The organism is Exiguobacterium sp. s133, assembly GCF_018618595.1.
Classification (GTDB): Bacteria; Bacillota; Bacilli; order Exiguobacteriales; family Exiguobacteriaceae; genus Exiguobacterium_A; species Exiguobacterium_A oxidotolerans.
Map to the genome: position 1 here is coordinate 96,952 of NZ_JACSMK010000006.1, position 21,056 is coordinate 118,007.

General features: G+C 45.8%; 20 protein-coding genes and 1 riboswitch. Of the genes, 8 read left to right on the forward strand and 12 right to left on the reverse strand.

What is annotated here, in order from left to right; genetic code table 11:
- Nucleotides 1-15: 15 nt before the first annotated feature.
- Both KNP96_RS09945 and KNP96_RS09950 read left to right on the forward strand, forming a co-directional pair.
- Nucleotides 16-345, forward strand: a complete 330-nt coding sequence (locus KNP96_RS09945) for a heme oxygenase (protein WP_029332105.1) — start codon at nucleotides 16-18, stop codon at nucleotides 343-345.
- Between the two features lie 161 nt (nucleotides 346-506).
- The gene (locus tag KNP96_RS09950) at nucleotides 507-1,253 is read left to right on the forward strand and encodes a uracil-DNA glycosylase family protein (RefSeq protein ID WP_088838245.1); all 747 of its coding nucleotides are present in this window, start codon (nucleotides 507-509) and stop codon (nucleotides 1,251-1,253) included.
- A gap of 54 nt (nucleotides 1,254-1,307) precedes the next feature.
- Here KNP96_RS09950 and KNP96_RS09955 read toward each other — a convergent pair whose 3' ends face one another.
- The 5 genes from KNP96_RS09955 to KNP96_RS09975 all read right to left on the reverse strand — a co-directional run bounded on the left by KNP96_RS09955 (nucleotide 1,308) and on the right by KNP96_RS09975 (nucleotide 5,553).
- Nucleotides 1,308-2,036: a GntR family transcriptional regulator gene (locus KNP96_RS09955; protein WP_088838246.1), complete on the reverse strand. Its 729-nt coding sequence runs from the start codon at nucleotides 2,034-2,036 to the stop codon at nucleotides 1,308-1,310.
- Nucleotides 2,037-2,118: 82 nt separating this feature from the next.
- The gene (locus KNP96_RS09960) at nucleotides 2,119-3,540 is read right to left on the reverse strand and encodes a glycoside hydrolase family 1 protein (RefSeq protein WP_088838247.1); all 1,422 of its coding nucleotides are present in this window, start codon (nucleotides 3,538-3,540) and stop codon (nucleotides 2,119-2,121) included.
- A gap of 30 nt (nucleotides 3,541-3,570) precedes the next feature.
- Nucleotides 3,571-4,908, reverse strand: a complete 1,338-nt coding sequence (gene celB, locus KNP96_RS09965) for a PTS cellobiose transporter subunit IIC (protein WP_088838248.1) — start codon at nucleotides 4,906-4,908, stop codon at nucleotides 3,571-3,573.
- 14 nt (nucleotides 4,909-4,922) lie between these two features.
- Nucleotides 4,923-5,252: a PTS sugar transporter subunit IIA gene (locus KNP96_RS09970; protein ID WP_088838249.1), complete on the reverse strand. Its 330-nt coding sequence runs from the start codon at nucleotides 5,250-5,252 to the stop codon at nucleotides 4,923-4,925.
- A gap of 4 nt (nucleotides 5,253-5,256) precedes the next feature.
- Nucleotides 5,257-5,553, reverse strand: coding sequence for a PTS sugar transporter subunit IIB (locus KNP96_RS09975; RefSeq protein ID WP_088838250.1), 297 nt, complete (start codon nucleotides 5,551-5,553; stop codon nucleotides 5,257-5,259).
- 150 nt (nucleotides 5,554-5,703) lie between these two features.
- On the opposite strand from KNP96_RS09975, the gene KNP96_RS09980 reads away from it, so the two are divergent.
- The gene (locus KNP96_RS09980; protein WP_214770253.1) at nucleotides 5,704-7,512 is read left to right on the forward strand and encodes a type I phosphomannose isomerase catalytic subunit; all 1,809 of its coding nucleotides are present in this window, start codon (nucleotides 5,704-5,706) and stop codon (nucleotides 7,510-7,512) included.
- A 109-nt stretch (nucleotides 7,513-7,621) separates the two neighbouring features.
- Nucleotides 7,622-7,797: riboswitch (Lysine riboswitch) on the forward strand.
- A 104-nt stretch (nucleotides 7,798-7,901) separates the two neighbouring features.
- Complete coding sequence (locus tag KNP96_RS09985) at nucleotides 7,902-9,485, forward strand: Na+/H+ antiporter NhaC family protein (protein WP_088838252.1); 1,584 nt, start codon at nucleotides 7,902-7,904, stop codon at nucleotides 9,483-9,485.
- Nucleotides 9,486-9,726: 241 nt separating this feature from the next.
- Here the strand turns inward: KNP96_RS09985 and htpG are convergent, their stop codons facing one another.
- Together htpG and KNP96_RS09995 are read right to left on the reverse strand one after the other, a co-directional pair.
- Nucleotides 9,727-11,592: a molecular chaperone HtpG gene (gene htpG, locus KNP96_RS09990; RefSeq protein ID WP_214770255.1), complete on the reverse strand. Its 1,866-nt coding sequence runs from the start codon at nucleotides 11,590-11,592 to the stop codon at nucleotides 9,727-9,729.
- 84 nt (nucleotides 11,593-11,676) lie between these two features.
- Complete coding sequence (locus tag KNP96_RS09995; protein WP_088838254.1) at nucleotides 11,677-12,534, reverse strand: hypothetical protein; 858 nt, start codon at nucleotides 12,532-12,534, stop codon at nucleotides 11,677-11,679.
- Between the two features lie 148 nt (nucleotides 12,535-12,682).
- Between KNP96_RS09995 and KNP96_RS10000 the strand changes: the two genes are divergently transcribed.
- Both KNP96_RS10000 and KNP96_RS10005 read left to right on the forward strand, forming a co-directional pair.
- Nucleotides 12,683-13,504, forward strand: coding sequence for an SDR family oxidoreductase (locus KNP96_RS10000; RefSeq protein WP_088838255.1), 822 nt, complete (start codon nucleotides 12,683-12,685; stop codon nucleotides 13,502-13,504).
- Between the two features lie 266 nt (nucleotides 13,505-13,770).
- The gene (locus KNP96_RS10005) at nucleotides 13,771-14,931 is read left to right on the forward strand and encodes an ArgE/DapE family deacylase (protein ID WP_214770256.1); all 1,161 of its coding nucleotides are present in this window, start codon (nucleotides 13,771-13,773) and stop codon (nucleotides 14,929-14,931) included.
- A 47-nt stretch (nucleotides 14,932-14,978) separates the two neighbouring features.
- Here KNP96_RS10005 and KNP96_RS10010 read toward each other — a convergent pair whose 3' ends face one another.
- Complete coding sequence (locus KNP96_RS10010; RefSeq protein WP_088838257.1) at nucleotides 14,979-15,347, reverse strand: hypothetical protein; 369 nt, start codon at nucleotides 15,345-15,347, stop codon at nucleotides 14,979-14,981.
- A gap of 101 nt (nucleotides 15,348-15,448) precedes the next feature.
- On the opposite strand from KNP96_RS10010, the gene KNP96_RS10015 reads away from it, so the two are divergent.
- Nucleotides 15,449-15,868, forward strand: a complete 420-nt coding sequence (locus tag KNP96_RS10015; protein ID WP_214766284.1) for a DUF1801 domain-containing protein — start codon at nucleotides 15,449-15,451, stop codon at nucleotides 15,866-15,868.
- 51 nt (nucleotides 15,869-15,919) lie between these two features.
- Here the strand turns inward: KNP96_RS10015 and KNP96_RS10020 are convergent, their stop codons facing one another.
- Together KNP96_RS10020 and KNP96_RS10025 are read right to left on the reverse strand one after the other, a co-directional pair.
- The gene (locus tag KNP96_RS10020; protein WP_214766282.1) at nucleotides 15,920-17,161 is read right to left on the reverse strand and encodes an MFS transporter; all 1,242 of its coding nucleotides are present in this window, start codon (nucleotides 17,159-17,161) and stop codon (nucleotides 15,920-15,922) included.
- Between the two features lie 17 nt (nucleotides 17,162-17,178).
- Complete coding sequence (locus tag KNP96_RS10025; RefSeq protein WP_029332115.1) at nucleotides 17,179-17,634, reverse strand: CBS domain-containing protein; 456 nt, start codon at nucleotides 17,632-17,634, stop codon at nucleotides 17,179-17,181.
- Between the two features lie 178 nt (nucleotides 17,635-17,812).
- On the opposite strand from KNP96_RS10025, the gene KNP96_RS10030 reads away from it, so the two are divergent.
- Complete coding sequence (locus KNP96_RS10030) at nucleotides 17,813-18,235, forward strand: MarR family winged helix-turn-helix transcriptional regulator (RefSeq protein WP_088838261.1); 423 nt, start codon at nucleotides 17,813-17,815, stop codon at nucleotides 18,233-18,235.
- Between the two features lie 93 nt (nucleotides 18,236-18,328).
- Here KNP96_RS10030 and KNP96_RS10035 read toward each other — a convergent pair whose 3' ends face one another.
- Entirely contained in the window at nucleotides 18,329-19,735 is a 1,407-nt protein-coding gene (locus tag KNP96_RS10035) for a polysaccharide pyruvyl transferase family protein (protein ID WP_088838262.1), read from the reverse strand.
- Between the two features lie 223 nt (nucleotides 19,736-19,958).
- The gene (locus KNP96_RS10040; RefSeq protein WP_088838263.1) at nucleotides 19,959-20,879 is read right to left on the reverse strand and encodes a ketopantoate reductase family protein; all 921 of its coding nucleotides are present in this window, start codon (nucleotides 20,877-20,879) and stop codon (nucleotides 19,959-19,961) included.
- Nucleotides 20,880-21,056 lie beyond the last annotated feature (177 nt).

Here is a 21,056-nt window from a genome sequence, read left to right on the forward strand (position 1 = left end):
AAAGGGGATGTTTTTATGATCGTCGTAACGAACCGGATTAAAGTCAAAAAAGGGATGGCTGCTGCACTAGCACCTCGCTTCACACGCCCGAGTGGTCTCGACTCGATGGACGGATTCATTCGTGTCGAAGTTCTCTTAACGCAAAATATCGAAGAACATGACGAAATGAACGTCAACATGTACTGGGAAGACATGAAGCACTTCGAAGCATGGCGGAACAGTGATGACTTCAAGGAATCGCATAAGCGTCCTGCGCAGCAAGAAGGCGAGGCACAGGAGTCACCGATGCTCGGCAGTGAAATCATCACCTATGAAGTCGCTTCTGTAAAAGAAAGTACACGTTAATCGATACGACTTAAATCCTCGAATCCTTAAATCGATTCGGGGATTTAATTTTTCAAACGTTATTTTGCAATTAACCTCGCACAATATTTAACAAGGGTTAAATTGTATATCGTTCCATTTATTGTTATTATATGTCCAATACTAGAGAGAGAGGACATATTATGATTGATTCCTTAACGATTTTTGAACAAGTCATTCGAGATTTGCCTGTCGACCGGTCGTTGACACGAGAAGATATTTGTACAGAAGATTTTTTATTGCAAACGGAACATGAGTTATCGGTCTATTATTCCCCAATCGGTGACTACATCAATCCTTTCGCAAAAGTCATTATCGTCGGAATTACGCCAGGACTTGAACAGATGCGAATCGCGTTCGAAGAGATGGCCGATGCCTTACACCATGGCGTTTCGTTAGAGGAAGCGGCAAAAATCGCCAATTATTCAGCTAGCTTTTCCGGTGTGATGCGTCGAAATCTCGTAACGATGCTGGACGAACTTGATTTTGCGACAATGCTGTCGATTCCGACGACCGCTACTTTATTTAATGAACACCAGGAGTTACTCCATGCGACCTCCATCTTAAAACATCCTGTTTTCTATCGCGGGAAAAACTACAGTGGTCATCAACCGAAGATAGATCGTATCCCTTTACTCCGACACTATGCGTATGAACACTTCGCAGCAGAATTGAATCAATTAAATGAACCTGCCCTGATTATTCCGCTCGGCCGAATCGTTGAGGCGACGGTCCGGACCTTACTTCATCAAGGACGGATTCGAAAACATTTTCTTTTATCGGGTTTTCCTCATCCCTCTGGTGCCAATGGCCATCGTAAACGTCAATTCGAAGACAACCGTTCCTACCTCAACCAACAATTGATTCACTACTTCACGCGTTCGGATTAAATCAAAAAAAGAGTCCCTGTCGTACCAGCTTCGCGCTGAGACGTCAGGGACTTCTTATCGACCGATATGCACAGATGTGAACACGAATTTGTCATACCGGTGCCGCGAAAATGAATATTCAAATGGTTTTCCGTTCCCTAAAAAAACGACTTGTTCCACTTCGATGACAGGATCGGTTTCGAGATTTCCAAGATATTTTTGATCCCATTCATTCGGTTTATCTGCACGGATCATTTTGTGCGAGCTCGTAATCGTATAACCAAGTTCTTCTTGAATATAGCGGTAAATCGATTGATCGAGAATCGCCTTCGTTAAACCTGTAATCAAGGAGGAAGGCATGAATGTATGCTCAATCACGTAAGCCTCTCCTTCGACGTAGCGGACACGTCTAATTTCATAGACCGGATCCGTTTGCTCAATCATCAAATGTCGTGCGACTTCCTTCTCCGGAAAGCGCACCTCAAATTGAAGTACTTCGCTTTTAACAGCCCGTTCCCCAAGCAATTTGGTCAATCCTTGCGATTCTTTGTTCAGAACGTTAATACGTCCTTGTGAAAAATTCGATGGTAAAATAAACGTCCCTTGTCCCCGTTGTCGGTAAATAATTCCTTCTAAGACGAGAATCTCAAGTGCTCTCTTCATCGTCATCCGGCTGACTTCGAATTCTTCTGCTAAGTTGATTTCGTCCGGCATCGCCTGATCGACATCATATCCCCCATTTAGGATTCGTTTGCGAAGTTCATCAGCAATTTTCTCATATTTCGGTTGTTTCTTTATAGACATGACTTCACCCCATGTATAGACATATAAAAATAATATAACAAAAAAAGATGATCAGGACTAGACATCCTAATCATCTTTTCAGTTATTTCGTAAATCCTTGCTCTTCAATCAATTGTTTGAACCAATGGCCGCTTTTCTTGACCGTTCGTTTTTGGGTCGCGAGATCGAGTCCGACAAAACCGTAACGGTTTTTATAGGCATTGCTCCAAGACCAGTTATCCATGAACGTCCATAAGTGATAACCTTTGACGTTTGATCCTTCCTTCAGCGCACGATGCATCCATTGCAAGTGAGAGGCGATGAAATCGATGCGATAATCGTCCTGAACACTGCCGTCCTCGTCCCGGTAACGTTCCTCCCCTTCTACACCCATTCCATTTTCAGAAACAAAACACTTGATGTTCCCGTAATTCTCTCGCAGGTTCGTCAAAATATCGTAAATTCCCTTTTCGTAGATTTCCCAGCCACGATATGGATTCATTTTTCTTCCCGGCATCTCGTAATAATCGAACAGATGCTCCGGCATGAAAGGTGCATCTGGATGCGGAAGGTGCTCTTTTACTTTGATGCGTCGTGGTTGATAGTAATTAATTCCGAGTAAATCAACGGTATTTTTCGCGATGAGTTCCAGGTCACCTTGAACGACCTCGGGCAAAGCACCTTGTTGTTCCAATAAATCGACCAATTCGGCCGGGAACGTTCCGAGTACGGAAGGATCCAAGAAGGAACGATTGAACAATACGTCGGCTACTTGGGCCGCTTTCACATCCCCAGCATTTTGGCTTCGAGGATAAGATGGCGTTAAATTCAAGATGATGCCAATTTCACCCGTCTGCTCTGTTTCTTTATAGGCCTGTATTGCAAGTGCACTCGATAAAATCGAATGATAGGCCACTTGAACGGCACGCTTGAAATCAACAACGTTCGGGTAGTGGAAGTCGTATAAATAGCCACCTTCTACCGGGACGATTGGCTCATTATGCGTAAACCATTTACTGACACGATCTCCGAATAGTGAAAAGCACGTTTTAGCATATTCTGTATAGGCGGTGACGACGGCACGACTTTCCCAGCCACCGATGTTTTGCAGTGCAAGCGGCATATCAAAGTGATATAGATTTACGAACGGTTCGATGTCCGCTGCAATCAATTCGTCAATCACACGATTATAGAAATCAATGGCAATCGGATTCATTTCCCCCTGCCCCTCAGGAAAAAGACGTGACCAGGAAATCGAGATTCGAAACGAGTTGTGTCCGAGTTCTTTCATCAACGCAATATCTTCTTCATAACGATAATAAAAATCAGAGGCTACCGTTGCATTTACACCATCGAAAAAGCGATTCGGTTCTTGTTCGTACCAATGATCCCAAATGTTCGGTCCTTTTCCACCCTCAAATGCTGCACCTTCCGTTTGTGTCGCTGAAGCTGCTGTTCCCCACCAAAAATCTGCAGGGAACGTATACTTTTGTTCTTTTGCCGTCGTAACTTCCGTTTGATTCATCTCATCCACGTCCTATCTCTATTTTTGAATTCAACCTACATGTTGATTTTCATCTCCGGCAACATTCGCTTCTTCTCGTTCTTTTTTCATATTCAAGCGGTCAATGAAGACTAGGAATGGGAACCACACTGCCATGATAATGGCGAAGTTGACGAGTTGTAACAATCCGCCCGCCAGTGAATTCGTTGCCATCATGCCACTGATAAACATCGGCACCGTCCAAGGCACAGCAACTCCTGTTGGCGGCGGAACGATTCCTGTCGACATCGCAAAATAAGTAACGGTTACGGTAATCAACGGTGCAAAAATCCAGGGAATCATGATGAGGGGGTTCATGACGATTGGTAACCCGAAAATGATTGGTTCATTGACGTTAAAGATTCCGGGTCCGATCGATAACTTACCGATTTGCTTCAACTGTTTTGAGCGCATGAAAAGGAGGATTGCGACGACGACAGCCAGTGTCGAACCGGAACCACCAATTCCAACTGTATAAATTTCAATGAATTGTTTACTGATGATATTCGGGAGTTCTCCATTCGCCGTATAGGCGTTTAAGTTTTCAAGTGACAAAGTGTTCCAGATCGGATCCATGACCGAATTGACGATAACTTGACCATGCAGGCCGAAAAACCAAAACAATTGAACAAAAAAGATGGCGATTAATGTCGGAACCAAACCGTTCCCAAGATTCACGAGTGGTTTTTGAACTAAATTAAAGATTAAATCGTGGAGATTCGTGTCTAAAAGCGAGGTGATAGCGATGTTAATGCCAAGGAAAATGGAAAGTGTCAAAAGTGCAGGCACAAGAGCTGAAAATGACTTAGCCACAGCAGTCGGCACACCAGCCGGCATTTTAATCGTCCAGTTTTTTTGAACGACAAATCGATAAATTTCTCCTGCTAAGAACCCTGTCATCATTGCAAGGAACATGCCTTTTGCACCGAGACGGTCAAGTGGAATGACATTTCCGACAGGATCAGCAACATTTTCGACTGCTACAAAGAAAGGTGTTAAAAGTAAAAAAGAAACAAGGGCGATTACACCACCAAAAACAGCTTCTACATCATAGCTTTTCGAAAGATAATATCCGATACCGAAGACGACGAATAGTGACATGATTCCCATCGTCGCCGAGGGGGCGTTTCCTAATGAAGTTTTAAAAGCATCCAATACTCCAGGCGACATAAATTTATCTAAGAATGGTAAATTCGCAATAACAACGATTAATGAACCGAACATCGTAATCGGAAAAGCGAGCATGAACGCGTCACGTAACGTCTGAAGATAGCGGCTATTGTTTAAATATGCCGCAATCGGCATCAGAAAACGACTCAACAAATCGAACCACTTACTATTACCAGCCATTTCAATCCCTCCTCTTATTTTTGAGAAAATTTATGTTCCATCATTTCAACTAATCCTGACGTCAAATCAAGCATCGTTTGTGTCGACATCAAATGATCTTCTGCATGCAAAAGCAGTAAAGACAATGTCGTCGGCTCACCGCTCGCTTCTTTTTGGACTTGACCGAAATGAATCTGGTGCGCTTCTTGCAACTGTTCTCGGGCATCTGTTAATAACCGCTCAAATGCCTCAAATGATTCTTCCTTGTACACTTCGATTGCTTCACGAATCGTACTTCGCGCATTTCCACTATGCAAAATCATCATGAATGCTACTTGTTCCATCGTCTGTTCATTTGTTTTCATTTCTTCACCCCATCAACTTAACGGCTTGTTCATAGGCCGCTTTTCCGTCGGCCATTCCGTACGCCATCATATCGATGACTTCTACTGGTTTATCTGTCGCTTGTTGAAATTTTGATAATAAAAAGCGCATTTGTGGACCAATCAATACAACATCTGCTCCATCCATTTCTTTTAAAGCCTGGTCTTGACCGACTGCCCAAATTGTCGCCTCTTCACCAAGTGATTGGGCATGTTCCTGCATCTTAGTGACGAGAATACTCGTCGACATTCCTGAACTACACGCCAACATGATTTTTTTCATTTCAACCATTCCTCCCGCGTTTTGGAATCGCTTACAACTTTGATTATACGGATTTTACTACCCATGTCTATACTTGATTTTTATTTTGTTTATTTTTATTTTTAAAAAGTGTAGTGTTGTAATCGAAAACAACTTGGAGGAGGAACAATCATGGAAGAACTGATTCGTTTTGAGCCGATTTTACAGGAGCGGATATGGGGTGGATGTAAGCTTGATGCATATGGATTTGATACGTTAGGCAAACAAAACATCGGTGAAGCTTGGACCTTGGCTGATCACCAAAACGGGCAAACCAAGGTGAATGCCGGACGTTTTTCCGGTGATGCACTACGGGATTTATGGTCAAATCACCCTGAAATCTTTGGGATGGACACAACGGAAGCTTTTCCTTTACTCATTAAGTGGATTGACGCTGCGGATGATTTATCCGTTCAAGTCCATCCTGACGATCATGATGCCTGTCGCCTAGAAGGACAGCCTTACGGGAAAAATGAATGCTGGTATATCGTCGATTGTCCGGCAGACGCCACCATTATTTATGGGCATGACTTCAAAACAAAAGCTGATTTGTTGCGCGCTGTCCGTGAAGACGATTTAACTTCCGGCTTAATTGATTTGCCTGTTTCACCCGGCGATTTTTTTTACGTTCCAGCAGGTACTGTTCATGCTTTAACCGAAGGGTGTCTTGTCATCGAAATCCAGCAGAACTCTGATACCACGTACCGGTTGTACGATTACGATCGAATTGACCATTCGACCAACAAACCGCGTCAACTCCACCTTAAAGAAGCACTCGAAGTCATTCAATTTCCTCATTTCCAGTACGAGGAGCCTTATGTACCGACCTCTTTTTGTTCAAGACTACTGACAACCAACGCCTATTTTTTTGTCGAGGAATGGGCCATCCATGACATGATTACGATTGCACCACGAACTTCCTTCCAAGTCATCACTATCATCAGTGGCACGCTGATCATCAACCAATTGCGTTATACCGCCGGAGACACGGTTCTGATTCCGGCAAAAGTAACTTGTACCGTTTCTGGAAAGGGGAAACTTCTATTGACTGGTCCAAATCCAACACCGAAACAACGACTTCACATCGGAATTGATCTTGGTGGGACTCACACGCGTGTTGCCGCAATCAATCAGCACCATGTCGTAAAACAATATCGATTTTTGACAGAGGCGGCTGCTGGCCCGGACTATACAATTAAACATTTAAGACAAGCCATCCAAAAGCTACTTGAAGAATTTGAAGTCGAACGAATTGGTATCGCAGCGCCTGGTCCGCTTGATGCAGCAACGGGTCGGCTATTGTCACCTCCGAACCTGCCGGGTTGGGACGATGTAAATTTAGTTCGCCCGTTAGAAGAGTTCTTCAACATCCCGGTTTCCCTTGAAAATGATGCAAATGCCGCCGCGCTCGGCGAAGCATTGTTCGGGGCAGGACAAGACTATACATCCATCTATTACATGACAGTCAGTACAGGAATCGGTGGTGGATATGTCTATCAAAAGACGTTGATTCGAGGCGCACACGGATATGCTGGTGAAATCGGAAATACGATCATCGATGCTTCTGGACCGGAACATCACGTCTTGAACAAAGGCTCACTCGAAGGATTAGCAAGCGGTACGGCTCTTCAGACGCGGGCTGATTCATTAAATGAATCTTCTATTGCACAACTTCTTGGCAATACACAGGAAAGGCTTCGTTTCGTAAATCATTTAGCAACAGGCGTAGCGAACATCATTCACACACTTGATCCGGAAGCCGTCATCATCGGTGGCGGTGTTACGGCTTCCGCCGATTTATTTTGGGAAGAGCTCTTACAAGCCGTCAATGCCCGTCTCTACCCGACGTTACGTCAAAAAACAATCATTCGCTTAGCTGCATTGGAAGGAAATGCCGGTGTCATCGGTGCTGCCCATTTAAATCGGATGAACGCCGAATAACTTCATTGTTCCTTTTGAACAGACTTTACTACTTTTTTTAAAAACAGACTTGAAACTTTTTTCTGAAATATGATAAGGTTTTCTTATTAAAAGAATATGACTATTCTATCGATGAGGTAGAGGCGCGGTCTTAATGAGTATTTGATCTGAGGATGACAACGAGGACGATCAAGGAAAGGTAATGCTGCCGAAGTATCGTCAAGTGTCTGACTTGATGGTACTGGTCGAATTGGGAAATACCCGTTCGATTGCCATACGTGTTTTGTATGGAGCGCTCCAATTCGGCTAAGAAAGACGCATCCAGCAAGGGTGTCGGCTTTGTTGCCGGTGCCCTTGCTTTTTTATATGCAATGGGTCTCATCTTCTAAAAAAAGAGGAGGAACCACACAATGGTCAATTATTCAGATTCAATCGTTGCGCTCATTCCAGCTGTCATTGCAATCGCACTTGCAATCGTGACGCGCAAAGTCGTTATTTCACTTGGTGTCGGTATTTTGATTGGTGCTTTATTGCTGCATAGCTTTAATCCAATCGATACGGTCGTCTATCTCGGCAAAAACATCTTTAGTCTATTTTGGGCGGATGGGGCGTTAAATGAATGGAACGTCTTATTACTCATCTTCTTACTATTACTCGGTGTTCTATCGACGCTTATCCAAACATCGGGCGGTGCACATGCCTTCGGTGAATGGGCAACAACACACGTCAAGACAGCGCGCGGCGCTCGCCTCGCAGCATTTGGTTTAGGTATTTTAATCTTCATCGATGATTACTTCAACAGTCTTGCTGTCGGGAATGTCAGTCGTCCGTTAACGGACCGTCGTGGCGTCTCGCGGGCAAAACTTGCGTATATTATTGACTCGACGGCTGCTCCAGTCTGTGTCATCAGCCCGCTTTCAAGTTGGGGAGCGTTCATCATCTCGATCATCGCTGGTATCTTAACGACACATTCGATTACGGAGTATTCCGCATTCAGTGCTTTCATGATGATCGTGCCACTCAACTTCTATGCGATTTTCGCTCTATTGCTGACGCTTTACATCGCGTACACAGGGATTGCGGTCGGACCGATGCGGACGCATGAACTTCGTGCATTAAAAGGTGAACTTTTCGATGCAAGTAAAGGAACACCGATGGGGATGGCAGAGGAAGTCAAAGAACACGAAGGTGGAAAAGTACGTGACCTCGTCGTTCCGATTATCGTTCTCGTCATTGCAACAGTTTCCGCATTACTCTTTACCGGTGCTCAGGCACTCGCTGCTGACAATCGTGCATTTACGTTGATTGGTGCATTTGAAGCGACAGACGTAACACGTTCACTCGTTGCTGGTGTCGTCATCAGTTTAGTCGTTGCTTTCCTGATGTTGATTGGTCGGAAAATCCCGGCGCGCGAATACGGACACAGCATCTGGGCTGGGATGAAATCCATGTGGCCTGCTGTCGTCATCTTATTATTCGCTTGGACAATCATCGCTGTTATCGGTGACATGAAAACAGGTGAGTACTTAGCAAGCTTCGTCAGTAAGTCGATTTCTGCTTCGTACCTCCCCTTCTTATTGTTCTTGATTGCAAGCTTAATGGCATTCTCGACAGGTACAAGTTGGGGAACATTCGGTATCATGCTGCCGATCGGTGCTGACCTCATCATGGCGGTCGAACCGAATCTCTTACTTCCGACGCTCGCTGCCGTTCTTGCCGGATCCGTCTTCGGAGACCACTGTTCACCAATTTCCGATACGACGATTCTCAGTTCGACAGGTGCCGGTTCGCATCATATCGATCACGTCACGACACAACTTCCGTATGCGTTGGTTGGTGCAGCGACATCGGCAGTCGGCTACCTTGTGCTCGGTTTAACCGATTCATCAATCATCGGCTTCATCGGTGCACTTATCGCCTTCTTACTCGCACTCGTCGTCCTGAATGTCGTCTCGAAACGCGGCAAAGTACCAACTGAACTTCGCGCTGAATAATAAAAAAATAACGCTCAGCTTAGCCGAGACGAGAAAAAAAGAAGGGATTGCCATCTACGATGATGTGCAATCCCTTCTTTTAAGTTGTAGACAACATGGTATGAAGAAATAAAAAGCGTCTTGTTTCGTTGCTTTTTAGGTAATACCGTGAGAGAAATACAGGAAAGCACGAACGAATTGCAATTCGATATCGCATGTTCACGCTTCATAAGCGTTTGTCTACACGCTGAAGCGATCATTCTTACACCATCAAGGCACACACTTCATTTGCAAACGCAACTGGATCTTCGATTGGCAAGCCTTCCATGAGCAACGCTTGTTGGTACATTAATTTCGTATAGCGTTCAAATTTCGGACGGTCTTCTTTAAAGGCCGTTTCAATGGCTTGGAAGACGTCATGCGACGTGTTCAACTCTAAAATTTTCACGGCTGAAACATCTTGGTTGTTCGGCATCGATTTAAGAATTTTCTCCATTTCAATCGAAACGGCACCATCCGTCGCGAAGCAGACCGGATGTGATTTTAAGCGTGAAGAAGCTTTGACTTCTTTGACTTGCCCAGCAAGCACTTCTTGCATCGCTGTAAACATCTCGACTTGTGTTTCGGTCGTTTCTGCTTGATCCGCTTGCTCGATGCCAAGATCACTGCTCGTAACCGATTTAAATTCTTTTCCTTCATAGTTGAGCAACATTTGAATCGCGAACTCATCGATTTCTTCCGTAAAGTACAGAATGTCGAACCCTTTGTCTTTGACAAGCTCCGACTGTGGCAACTTATCTAAACGGTCCGTACTTTCCCCTGAAGCATAGTAAATGTATTTTTGATCTTCCGGCATCGCCGCGACGTATTCAGCGAGCGTGACCAGCTTCTTCTCTTTTGCCGAGTGGAACAGGACAAGATCTTTGACCGTCTCTTTATGCATGCCGTAATCATTGTAGATTCCAAACTTCAATTGACGACCAAAGGCTTGATAAAAGGCTTCATACTTCTCGCGATCGTCACGAAGCAGTCCTTCAAGTTGCGTCTTAATCTTACTTTGAATGTTTTTTGCAATCAATTTGAGTTGGCGGTCGTGCTGCAACAACTCACGTGAAATATTGAGTGACAAGTCTTCCGAGTCGACCATCCCTTTGACGAAGCTAAAGTGGTCCGGCAAGAGGTCACTGCATTTTTCCATGATCAAGACGCCGTTCGCATACAGTTCAAGACCTTTCTCGAACTCTTTCGAATAATAGTCGAAGGACGGTTGCTCCGGAATGAATAAAATCGATTGATAACGGACGGCACCATCTGCACTGATATGGATGTGCTTGACTGGTGTATCAAATCCATATCGTTTTTCTTGATAGAAGTTCGTGTAATCCTCGTCCGTCAACTCCCGTTTATTTTTCCGCCAAATCGGCACCATGCTGTTGATTGTCTTGACGACCTTCACTTCTTCCATCTCGTCCGATCCTTCAATCGGTTGACGTTCCGTCTCTTCCATCTCAATCGGATAGCGGATGAAGTCGGAATACTTTTTGACGATCGTCCGCAAACGATGCGTATCTAAATACTCATCATAATTTTCATCTTCTTCGTTCGCTTTGATGTGCAGCGTGATTTCCGTCCCGACTGTAGCTTTTTCGACTTCTTCAATCGTATAACCGTCGACACCGTGCGACTCCCACTTGTACGCTGTTTCGCTACCGAATGGTTTCGTGATGACCGTGACCACATCCGCGACCATGAATGCCGAATAAAAGCCGACACCGAACTGTCCGATGATGTCGTGTCCGTCTTGCGCGGCATTCTCCGCCTTAAAGGCAAGTGACCCACTCTTCGCGATTGTTCCGAGATTCGCTTCGAGCTCCTCTTTTGTCATCCCGATTCCCGTATCACGAATGACGAGCTGTCGTGTCGTTTGATTCGGTTCAATCGTAATCTTATAGGCATCCTTTTCGAACGTCAGCGTCTCGTCCGTCAATGCTTTGTAATAAATCTTGTCTATCGCGTCACTAGCGTTCGAAATCAACTCACGTAAAAAGATTTCCTTATGTGTATAGATGGAATGAATCATCATTTCGAGTAAACGTTTCGACTCTGCCTTGAACTGTTTCGTTTCCATTTCCGATACCCCCTAGTTCTTTTTTAGCACTCTAACAACAAGAGTGCTAATATAAATCTATTATTACGGATTGGAAAAATAGTGTCAATCCCCTTCTTCGAGTCGGCTGCGGATATATTTTCCGATTTTACGTAAGCTTTCCGCCGACCCGTATGTGCCATGACTGACACCATGGCAGTCCGGCCGATTCCCGAGTCCGATGAACTGCTCACTCGGTTTAAAGTGAAGACCGATGATTGGAACGGAAAATTGTTCCGAAGACCCGAGTTCGACGACGGCATCCGGATACCCCGGGACCGGCTCGGGTGCTTGCCATGTAGCCGTCTGATCGATTGTCCGGTAACGTTCCGTATGTTCCCGTCCGAGAAGAATAATTCCGCGTAACGAAAAAAGACGAATCAATTTCAAAAGGAACGTCTGACCAAATACGGTTTCTTCCAGTTCATGTCGCTGAGCAATCGTTCCCATGTAACGTTTCGTCGGAAATGGAAAAAAATCCGCATGGATGACCGGCTCTCCGGTTCCGTAAAAAGAAGCTTCGAATCCATTCAGAAAACCTTCCAATTTTCCTCCCCCCTCCCGTCCGAACCACGATTTATAAATGTCCGGCTGTTTGAAATAACGATTATAGGAATCAATCATTTGATTAAATCGTTGGTCCGTCCGGTACTCCGTAAGCGGCGCATCGACTTCTCTTAGGACGAATGGTCCTGTCGTCTCATAGCGTAACGTGCCATCCCGGTTCAAAAACTGGCCTGCCGACGGATTCGTCGCAATCGTAAGCCAGCTACGCTCGCTTACGTCACCAAACCATAAGACCGGTGTCGTCCGGTCAATCAACTCATCCTTAAATACATCATTCTCTAACTCGATTTGGTACAGAATCGCTTCATCGAGTAATTTTTTTGCATATTCACGTTGTTCAGATGTCAGCGTTCTCATTCCTTTCCTGTCGGGTTTTCACTTTTCATCTGTTCCCGTTCTCATGGATTGCTAGACAGTTCAGTAGGTTTATCCTCCAAAGTCAAGGGAATGATTCATAAGGTGAACAACATTCGGAGCAAGAGTACTTAGAAGGAGGAAATTACACATGGGTCGATTAGAGAATAAAGTAGCAGTTATTACAGGTTCAGCTACAGGAATTGGTCAAGCAACGGCACTCGTCTTTGCCGAACAAGGGGCGAAAGTCGTCTGTGCTGACGTCAATCTTGAAAAAGCACAGGAGACGGTCGAAAAAATCAAACAGGCTGGTGGACAAGCGGAAGCGATTCACGTCGACGTCACGCAAGTCGATAGTGTCGAACAGCTCGCGACACAGCTGAAAGACACGTACGGAACGATTGACGTTCTGTTCAACAATGCCGGGATTGATCAGCAAGGCGGAAAAGTCCATGAATATCCGATTGAACTGTTTGACCAAATCATCGCGGTCGACTTACGTGGTACATTCTTGACGAGTAAATTCTTGATTCCTTTAATGCTTGAGAAGGGCGGATCGATCATCAATACGTCATCGATGTCAGGTCGCGCTGCCGACTTAAACCGCTCAGGTTACAACGCAGCAAAAGGTGGAATCACGAACTTTACACGGGCGATGGCAATCGATTATGCGCGTGAGGGCATTCGTGTCAACTCGCTCTCACCAGGTACGATCGAAACACCACTCATCGACACGCTCGTCGGTGGAAAAGACGAAGACCAAGGAAAACAATTCCGTGATGCCAATGCATGGATCACACCAATGGGTCGTCTCGGGAAACCACGTGAGATGGCAACGGTTGCCCTCTTCCTCGCTTCCGACGACAGCTCTTACGTGACAGGTGAAGACATCACAGCAGACGGCGGGATCATGGCCTACACATGGCCTGGCGAGATGTTGATTGATGATAAATGGAAGACGGATGCTGAATAACGATCCATTTGACGCATGAAACATCGCAACATCTAAATAAAGAGGAGGACGATTTCGAATCGTCCTCCTCTTTTTCGTATGTCCTTCGACTTATTAAATCAACAATCTGCGCCTTTTGACCACAGTCCTTTGACGCATCCTCTTAAAAACGGACCATTTGATTCTAAGAAATACCGCGATTTTAAATTTTCTCCTCGCTTGTTTATCTCTCGGATAGCTTTTTTTCGGGGAATACTCTAGTGAATGTAAATCAAGGAGGAATCAGCATGACGCAACAACAACAAATCGAATCACTGCAACACTGCCTGCAAATTCCGAGTGTCAATCCGCTCGACGGGGAACGAGACGTCGCGACTTTTGTCTATGACTACTTGACCACTCACGAAATCGAAACCGAATGGATTGAGGTCGCGCCAAAACGAATCTGTCTCGTCGCGACCCTTCCGGCAAGCGAGGTAGCCACCGAACCAAAAACAATCGGTTTCTCGGGTCATCTTGATACCGTACCTGTCCAAACGACCGGTTGGACAAAACAACCTTTTGGTGGTGAAATCAGCGACGGACGGATTTACGGTCGCGGGGCATCCGATATGAAGTCTGGTGTGATGGCAATGGTCAATGCGATGATTGAGTTAAAGGACTGTGCGGACCGCCCGAATCATCTCAAACTACTTATTACATCTGATGAAGAAAATGGTATGACAGGCGCGAAGTATTTGACGGAACGTGGTGACGCCGACGATTTAGATGCGCTGTTGATCACGGAGCCGACAAGCGGAATGATTGGGTATGCTCAAAAAGGTGTCGTCGGAATCGAAGTGACGTGCGTCGGTAAAGGGGCTCATAGTTCCGCGCCGCAACTCGGAAAAAATGCCATCGATGATCTGTATCGTGTCATTCAGGAAGTGAAGTCGGACCGTTTCACGATCACCGACAATCGCCACCCGCAACTCGGACCTGTCGTCGCCTCGATCACGTCGATCCAAGGCGGAGAAGGTCCGAATGTCATCCCGAGTAACGCTTCCTTTTACATGGACATCCGGACGATTCCCGGATTCGGACGCCTCGAGATTTTAGAAGCTTTTGCGCAGATCGAACAACGGCTGCGTAAGGAAGATCCGACGTTCGCGATGACCCTGCGTGTCATCAAAGAGATTCCTTCATGTGAGACGGATGCGAATGCACCGTTCCTCGAAACGGTTGCACGACACATGGAAACCATCACGGGTCATCCGGCGCGTCGTGTTGCGATTCCGGGTGGGACGGACGGAGCCATGTTCAGCCAAGCCAACCGGACCTTCCCGATTGCCGTCGCTTCGTTCCATGACTTCCGTCTCGCCCACCAAGTCGATGAATCAATTCCCCTGTCGGAGTATTTCCAGACGATTGCGTTATGTAAGCAACTCGCACTTGAACCCCTAGCCTGAACGTAAAAAACCGCTCAAGCCTTCTCTTTCGAAGACTGGAGCGGTTTTTACGTATAGACCCCGATACTCGCAAGCGCTTGTCCGAGATAACTCTGATCACTTTGCAACGCTATTGTCTGTTGACCCTTCCATCCGATTTCAATCGTGACGTGACCGAGACGATGATAGGTCAACGTCATGTGAAAATCTGCTTGCGTATAGGTCGCAGATCCACGAAGTTGCTCATGGACCGTTAAAAAATCATGCGCAAAGGAATCATACTCAGCGAACGACATATTTAATCGATGACTGGTCTGGTTGTCCGATTGCGATAGGACGACATCGATTTCCAGTATTTCTTCCAGACGATTGACCCGTAAAATACGCCATTCGACCTTCCCTTCATAACCAATAAAGTAAATACTATGGACCTTCATCACGCTCACCTCGATTCTTATTGAGTGGATCGACATAAAATCGGGAAAAGAAGAACTAAAATCATAAATATCAATAGGTGTTTTCAGAAAGGAGCCGCCATATGACTTACAAACAAAAAACGCAACCCAACACAAACAGTGTGACTGAATTTTTAAATCAAATCGAATCCCCTGCAAGGCGCGCAGATTGTCAGGTATTACTTCAGCTATTTGAAAAAACGACGAACGCTCCACCTGTCATGTGGGGAGAATCAATGATCGGATTTGGTCACTATCATTATAAATACGCCTCCGGACATGAAGGAGATGCCTTTCTCGTCGGTTTTTCACCTCGCAAAGCAAACATTAGTCTTTATTTCGCTCCCGGGGCTGATCGTGAGGCATTGCTCGCCAAGTTAGGTAAACACAAAAGTGGAAAGGCATGCGTCTATATCAATACGGTAGCAGATGTCGATCTGGCTGTCATCGAATCCCTTATCGTCGAGTCTATGACTTTTTTACGTACTACGTATCCTGATTAAGAAAAACAATCCGCTCTTCTTTCTTAAGCAATTGAAAGAAGAGCGGATTGTTTAGTGACCGCTATCGATTGTATCGATGTGACGGATGTGCTTAAGATTGACCCCGATGATGACGACAGAGAGTAAGACAAATCCGCTCCCGACGTAAAACGGCAAGTTTGCGTTAAAGATTTCAGCCAATTTACCGGCCATGAATGGCGCGATGGCTGCCCCAAGGAAACGTAAAAAGCTGTATGCAGCAGATGCGGTCGAACGTTCGACCGGTGCCGCGTCCATGACGGCTGTCGTAATGAGTGTGTTGTTATTACCAAGTACCGCCCCGGCAAGAATCACACAGACGATGACGACAGCTGGTGTTTCCGTAAAGATCCCCATCAATAGTAAGAGAACGGCGAACAGTAACAGCATCAACACCATCGCTTTAATCGTCCCGAGCCATTGTTTTAATTTCGGTGCCGTCAAGACAGACGTGATGGCGAGCAACATCCCCCATCCCAGGAAGACGAACCCGAGACCTTGTGCCGGCAGTTTCATGACGAACGGCGCATAGGCCATGATTGTAAAGAAACCGACGTTATAGAAGGCCGCGACAATCCCGAGTGTCAAGAGCGACCGGTGTTTCATCGCTTGGAAAGGCGCGAGCAAGGAAATTTTTTGCCGTGGTGCCGTCGTTGTTGCGACCGGTTTCGGCATCAAGAACAACAGGACAAGGAAGGCGATGACCATGATTGTCGCGACACCCATGAATGGTGCACGCCATGTGATCGAACCGAGTGTCCCTCCGAGAAGCGGCCCAATTGAAATCCCGAGACCGACAGCTGCTTCATATAAGATGATTGCTTTTGCTGTCCCGCCTGACGAAAGGGAGACGATGGCCGCAAGTGCCGTTGCGACGAACAAGGCATTCCCAAGCCCCCAGCCGCCACGTAAGGCGACAAGCGTCCAAATGCTATCGGCTTGCGCTGCAAATCCAGCGACGAGCGCGATGACGGCAATTCCTAACATCAATGTTCCCTTTTGACCGATCCGTGATGAAATCGCACCTGTGATCAGCATCGCGAATGCCATGACGGCATTATAACTTGTAAATAAGAGCGTGACTTCACTTTTTGAGGCTTCTAAATTATCGGCGATCGTTGGTAAAACCGGGTTGACGAGCCCCATCCCCATGAATGCCGTGATACTCGCAAAAAATACTGCCCACACGGCAATCGGTTGGTGGAATAATCCATGCTTGCTTTCTTCTAACACCGTTTCCGGCGCAAGCGTCGTTGTTTTATTGGCAAGTGCCATATTGTCCCTTCTTTCTCTTATAAGAACCGTTTAAAGGAGTGACGGATGACGTCGCCCCGACTGATGATTCCGACAAGCTTTCCTTGTTTTAAAATCGGTAATTTTTTAATCCGTTTCGAACCGAGCGTCGCTGCGATTTCTTCCATCTCCGTTTCAACATCTGCCGTGACGACTTTCCGGCGTGCCATCTCCATGACCGGACGGTTCAGAATGTGACGCACCCGCGCGTCATAATCTTCTTCATCCCCTTTGATGACATCTACATATAAAAACGTATCGACGATGATGTCTTTGTGCTTTCCAATCGCCCGCATGATGTCACCATCACTGATGTACCCAACGACTTCGCTCTCGTCATTGATGACGGGAACACCGCTGATTCCGGATTGGATGAAACGTTCGACGACATGGCGGATGACGTCTGTTTCGTGGACTGTGATCACTTCTTGTTTCATCGATTCATAAGCTTTCATCGGAATTCTCCTTTTGTGTGTGTTCTGAATAAATAAGTTGTATGATGCAATTAAATAACAGAAATGATTGTATAATACAACTAATGGACTGTCAAGTTTCCTGACCTCTCATTGACAGGGGCTAAGTCCTTGCGTAATGATGGGAAACATGAAGCACTTAGGAAAAGAGGGGATTAACATGTCTGATCAGGCACTCGAAGTGATTGAACTAGAACTTGCGATTCTGATTCGTCGTTTGACGACAGCGACGGCCGATAACCGAAATTTAGATCGCGCGTCGTATTTGTTACTGCGTCAACTGTCCGAGTCTGGTCCAGTCGGGGTGAAGACATTGGCACGCGAATTGCAACTTGACGTCTCTACCGTCAGCCGGCAAGCGGCAGCGCTCGATCAAAAGAAATTGGTCGAAAAAGTACGCGATGAAGCAGATGGCCGTGCCTTCTTCTATCACATCACTTCATTCGGACAGGAAGAATTGACGATTTACCGGACGGCACGCCTCGCGAGCATCGAACGCTTACTGACAGACTGGTCAGGCGATGATACGGAAGCATTTGGACGCCTGCTCCAACAATTTAATCGTGAACTACGGGAACGTTAATTAAAAAGCTTCATCTCTTCTTTTTTAGGAGATGAAGCTTTTTCTATGCAATAAAAAACGTCTCACACCGCATTGGCATGAGACGTCTTATTTTTATTTCTTCGCGAAGAGATCGGCTGTCTTAAGTGCCATCCGAACCGCTTTACGGTTCAATGTACCTTCTTGATGTTTAACCATCTTCGTCTGCTTGTTGAGTTTACCTTGTAATGTTTTAATCTTTTTATCTTTATCTTTATCGCGTTTTTGGATCGCAGCGATTTTTTTCTCTTCTTCCGGGAAGAATGATTCAAAACGAGCGATTGCTTCTTCCATGCTGATTCCTGTGATCGGTTTAACCGCTGGGAGAAGTTCTGTTTTCGCCATTTCACGGTCAAACGGCACGTTCTCTGGGTAGTTCGTGTCTTGGTAGATGTGCTCCAATTCGTTTGTGTTCAAGAAATCGACGAAGTTGTCGAAGTTTTTCGCTTGAATCCGAGCCGGGCTTTGGAAGTCAGCTGTTTCGACGATGTCTGAAAGACGTGTGTCTGCCGTGATATCGTTCGCCCAGATGTGCGTCAATTGGTGGTAATCCGTCAATTCACGCATCCGTGCATCTTTCGGAATCAAAATACTTGGTGTTCCAGCGAGCGTCGCTGTGATGTTTCCGTGGAGACGCGCACCAAAGCTCAAGTCAGCTTCTTTGAGGAAGTCGAACCAAGTTTGAGCGTTCAAGAAGAAACGAACACGGTCGTTCATATATGTCGGGTCAGACATTTTAACCGGGTAGTTCGTGACAGAAAGGTCCGCGATCGGATGCGTTCCTGTGTACGTCAATTTCAATTCTTTCATCCATTGCGGGATGAAGTAGTGATTTGGATACTCTTCCATTCCACGTGTGATGAAATCAAGGACGTTTTTCGGCGAAAGACGTGACGAGTTAACACTGATCATCGAATCTTTCGTGATGTTTGTCTCACGGATGTGAAGATCACGACCAAACGCATACATCGATGGGCAACCGATGACTTTGTGATCGATTCCTTCACGGAAACCGAGGCGTGTCAGGTATTTCGATGTGATTTCACCACGAAGTCCGATGATGCTTGAACGTTCGAGGACTGCGCTGACGAATGCTTTAACATCCTCGTCGAACGGGAATCCGCCTTTTAAGTCCGGCTCGAATGGTGCGCGTAGACCAACACCGATGACGACGACCGGAATTTTCAATTTCTTAATCAAACGTGTGTACTTACGAAGTGATGGTGCGAACTCTTGACGGAATGCATCCGCAAGTGGAATGACGTAAAGATCGAAGTTTTCGTTGATCTCGTCTGCACGCTCTTCATCGTAGTAGTAATAGTCAGGTGTGATCGTCGTTCCTTCTGTCATCAATGTACGGAAGATACTGTACTGATAGATCAAGTTCCCGACGTTCCCTCCGATTGAGTTTTCTTTCATCATGTACTCAGCGTCGAACTGCTCAAACGGTGTCATACCGGCGCGAATGATAATACGTTTCATGTAAATTAAATCCCCTCTCACATCTGTTGTTCAGTTTTATATCCAAATGGTACTACACAATATATTGATGGTTTTTTCAATCTTACTAAGAATAGATGAATTCTAGTAAGGAAGTCAATGCTATGTCCGCGAGATTCAGCTAAAGTTCAGCTAGAACGTTTGTGCTCTCCAGTCTACTCTCTCCGCTTAATTTTACCAGTATAGTAAACAGCGTACTAATTCCTTATTCGGAAACTCCACTCCGCAATCGTTCATATATCTTTAAATTCGTATGAATCATCCGTAACGTCGGGTACACCGCTGGCTCCGCTCCTTCTATTAAACTGCCAAACAGATGGTCTGCTTCGACCATGCCTTGTTTTTCCATGTCCCGTTGCAACGACGACTTCATATCCGGTGCCATTTGGTGAATCCGTTTTTCCTGCTCCTGTTCGATATGTTGCACGAACGTTGCCCCTTGACTTTCCATGGCTTGTTTTGCTTCTTGTAAGACATTCCGGATGACACGATCCCCGGCTGCGTCGTCGCGAATCGGACCGATCGGTGCCCGAAATAGCGAAGTCACTCCGGAAAAAGTCGTAATGAAGAGATACTTTTGCCACATATCTTGCATGATGTGGTCTGATGCTTTAATCGATGCTTTCGTCCCTGCAAGTGCTTCCTTCACCTCAAACAAGCGATCCGTCCAGTCCCCTGTTCTTGGACCAAACACGAGTTGATGGGCAGGACTCGTCTGAATGACGCGTCCATTCGTGTCAAGCGTCGATTCAATGAAGCATAAGCCTCCGAGGACACGCGTCTCGCCAAATTTAGCGACGAGTTGTTCGATATGCCGCATCCCGTTCAAGACAGGTAACACATATGTATCAGGTCCGACGAACCCTTCGAGATCCCCGATGACATGCTCCAGGTGGTACGCTTTCGTCGACACGATGACTAAGTCAAACGTCTCTTTTGTTCCAACTTGGATTAAACGCGGCGTCAACGACACGTCTCCGTGCGGACTGTCAATCTCAAGACCTGTTCGCTCTAACTCCTTTGCCCGACGCTCACGGACAAGAAACGTCACGTCTTCCCCTTTTTCTGCTAGGCGTCCCCCGAAGTACCCTCCGACAGCTCCTGCACCCACGACTAAAATCTTCATCATATATCCTCCTTTGTCTTAAAGATCAACATGTTTTTCTCAGAAAATTGTTTTCTACATCCTATCATACTGAAGGTAATGCGAATGTAAACCAAACGAAATAAAGCGTTTTCATTAAAGCGCTTGCATTTTATATTCAGTCGTTTATACTACTTGTATACAAGTATACTCATAAAA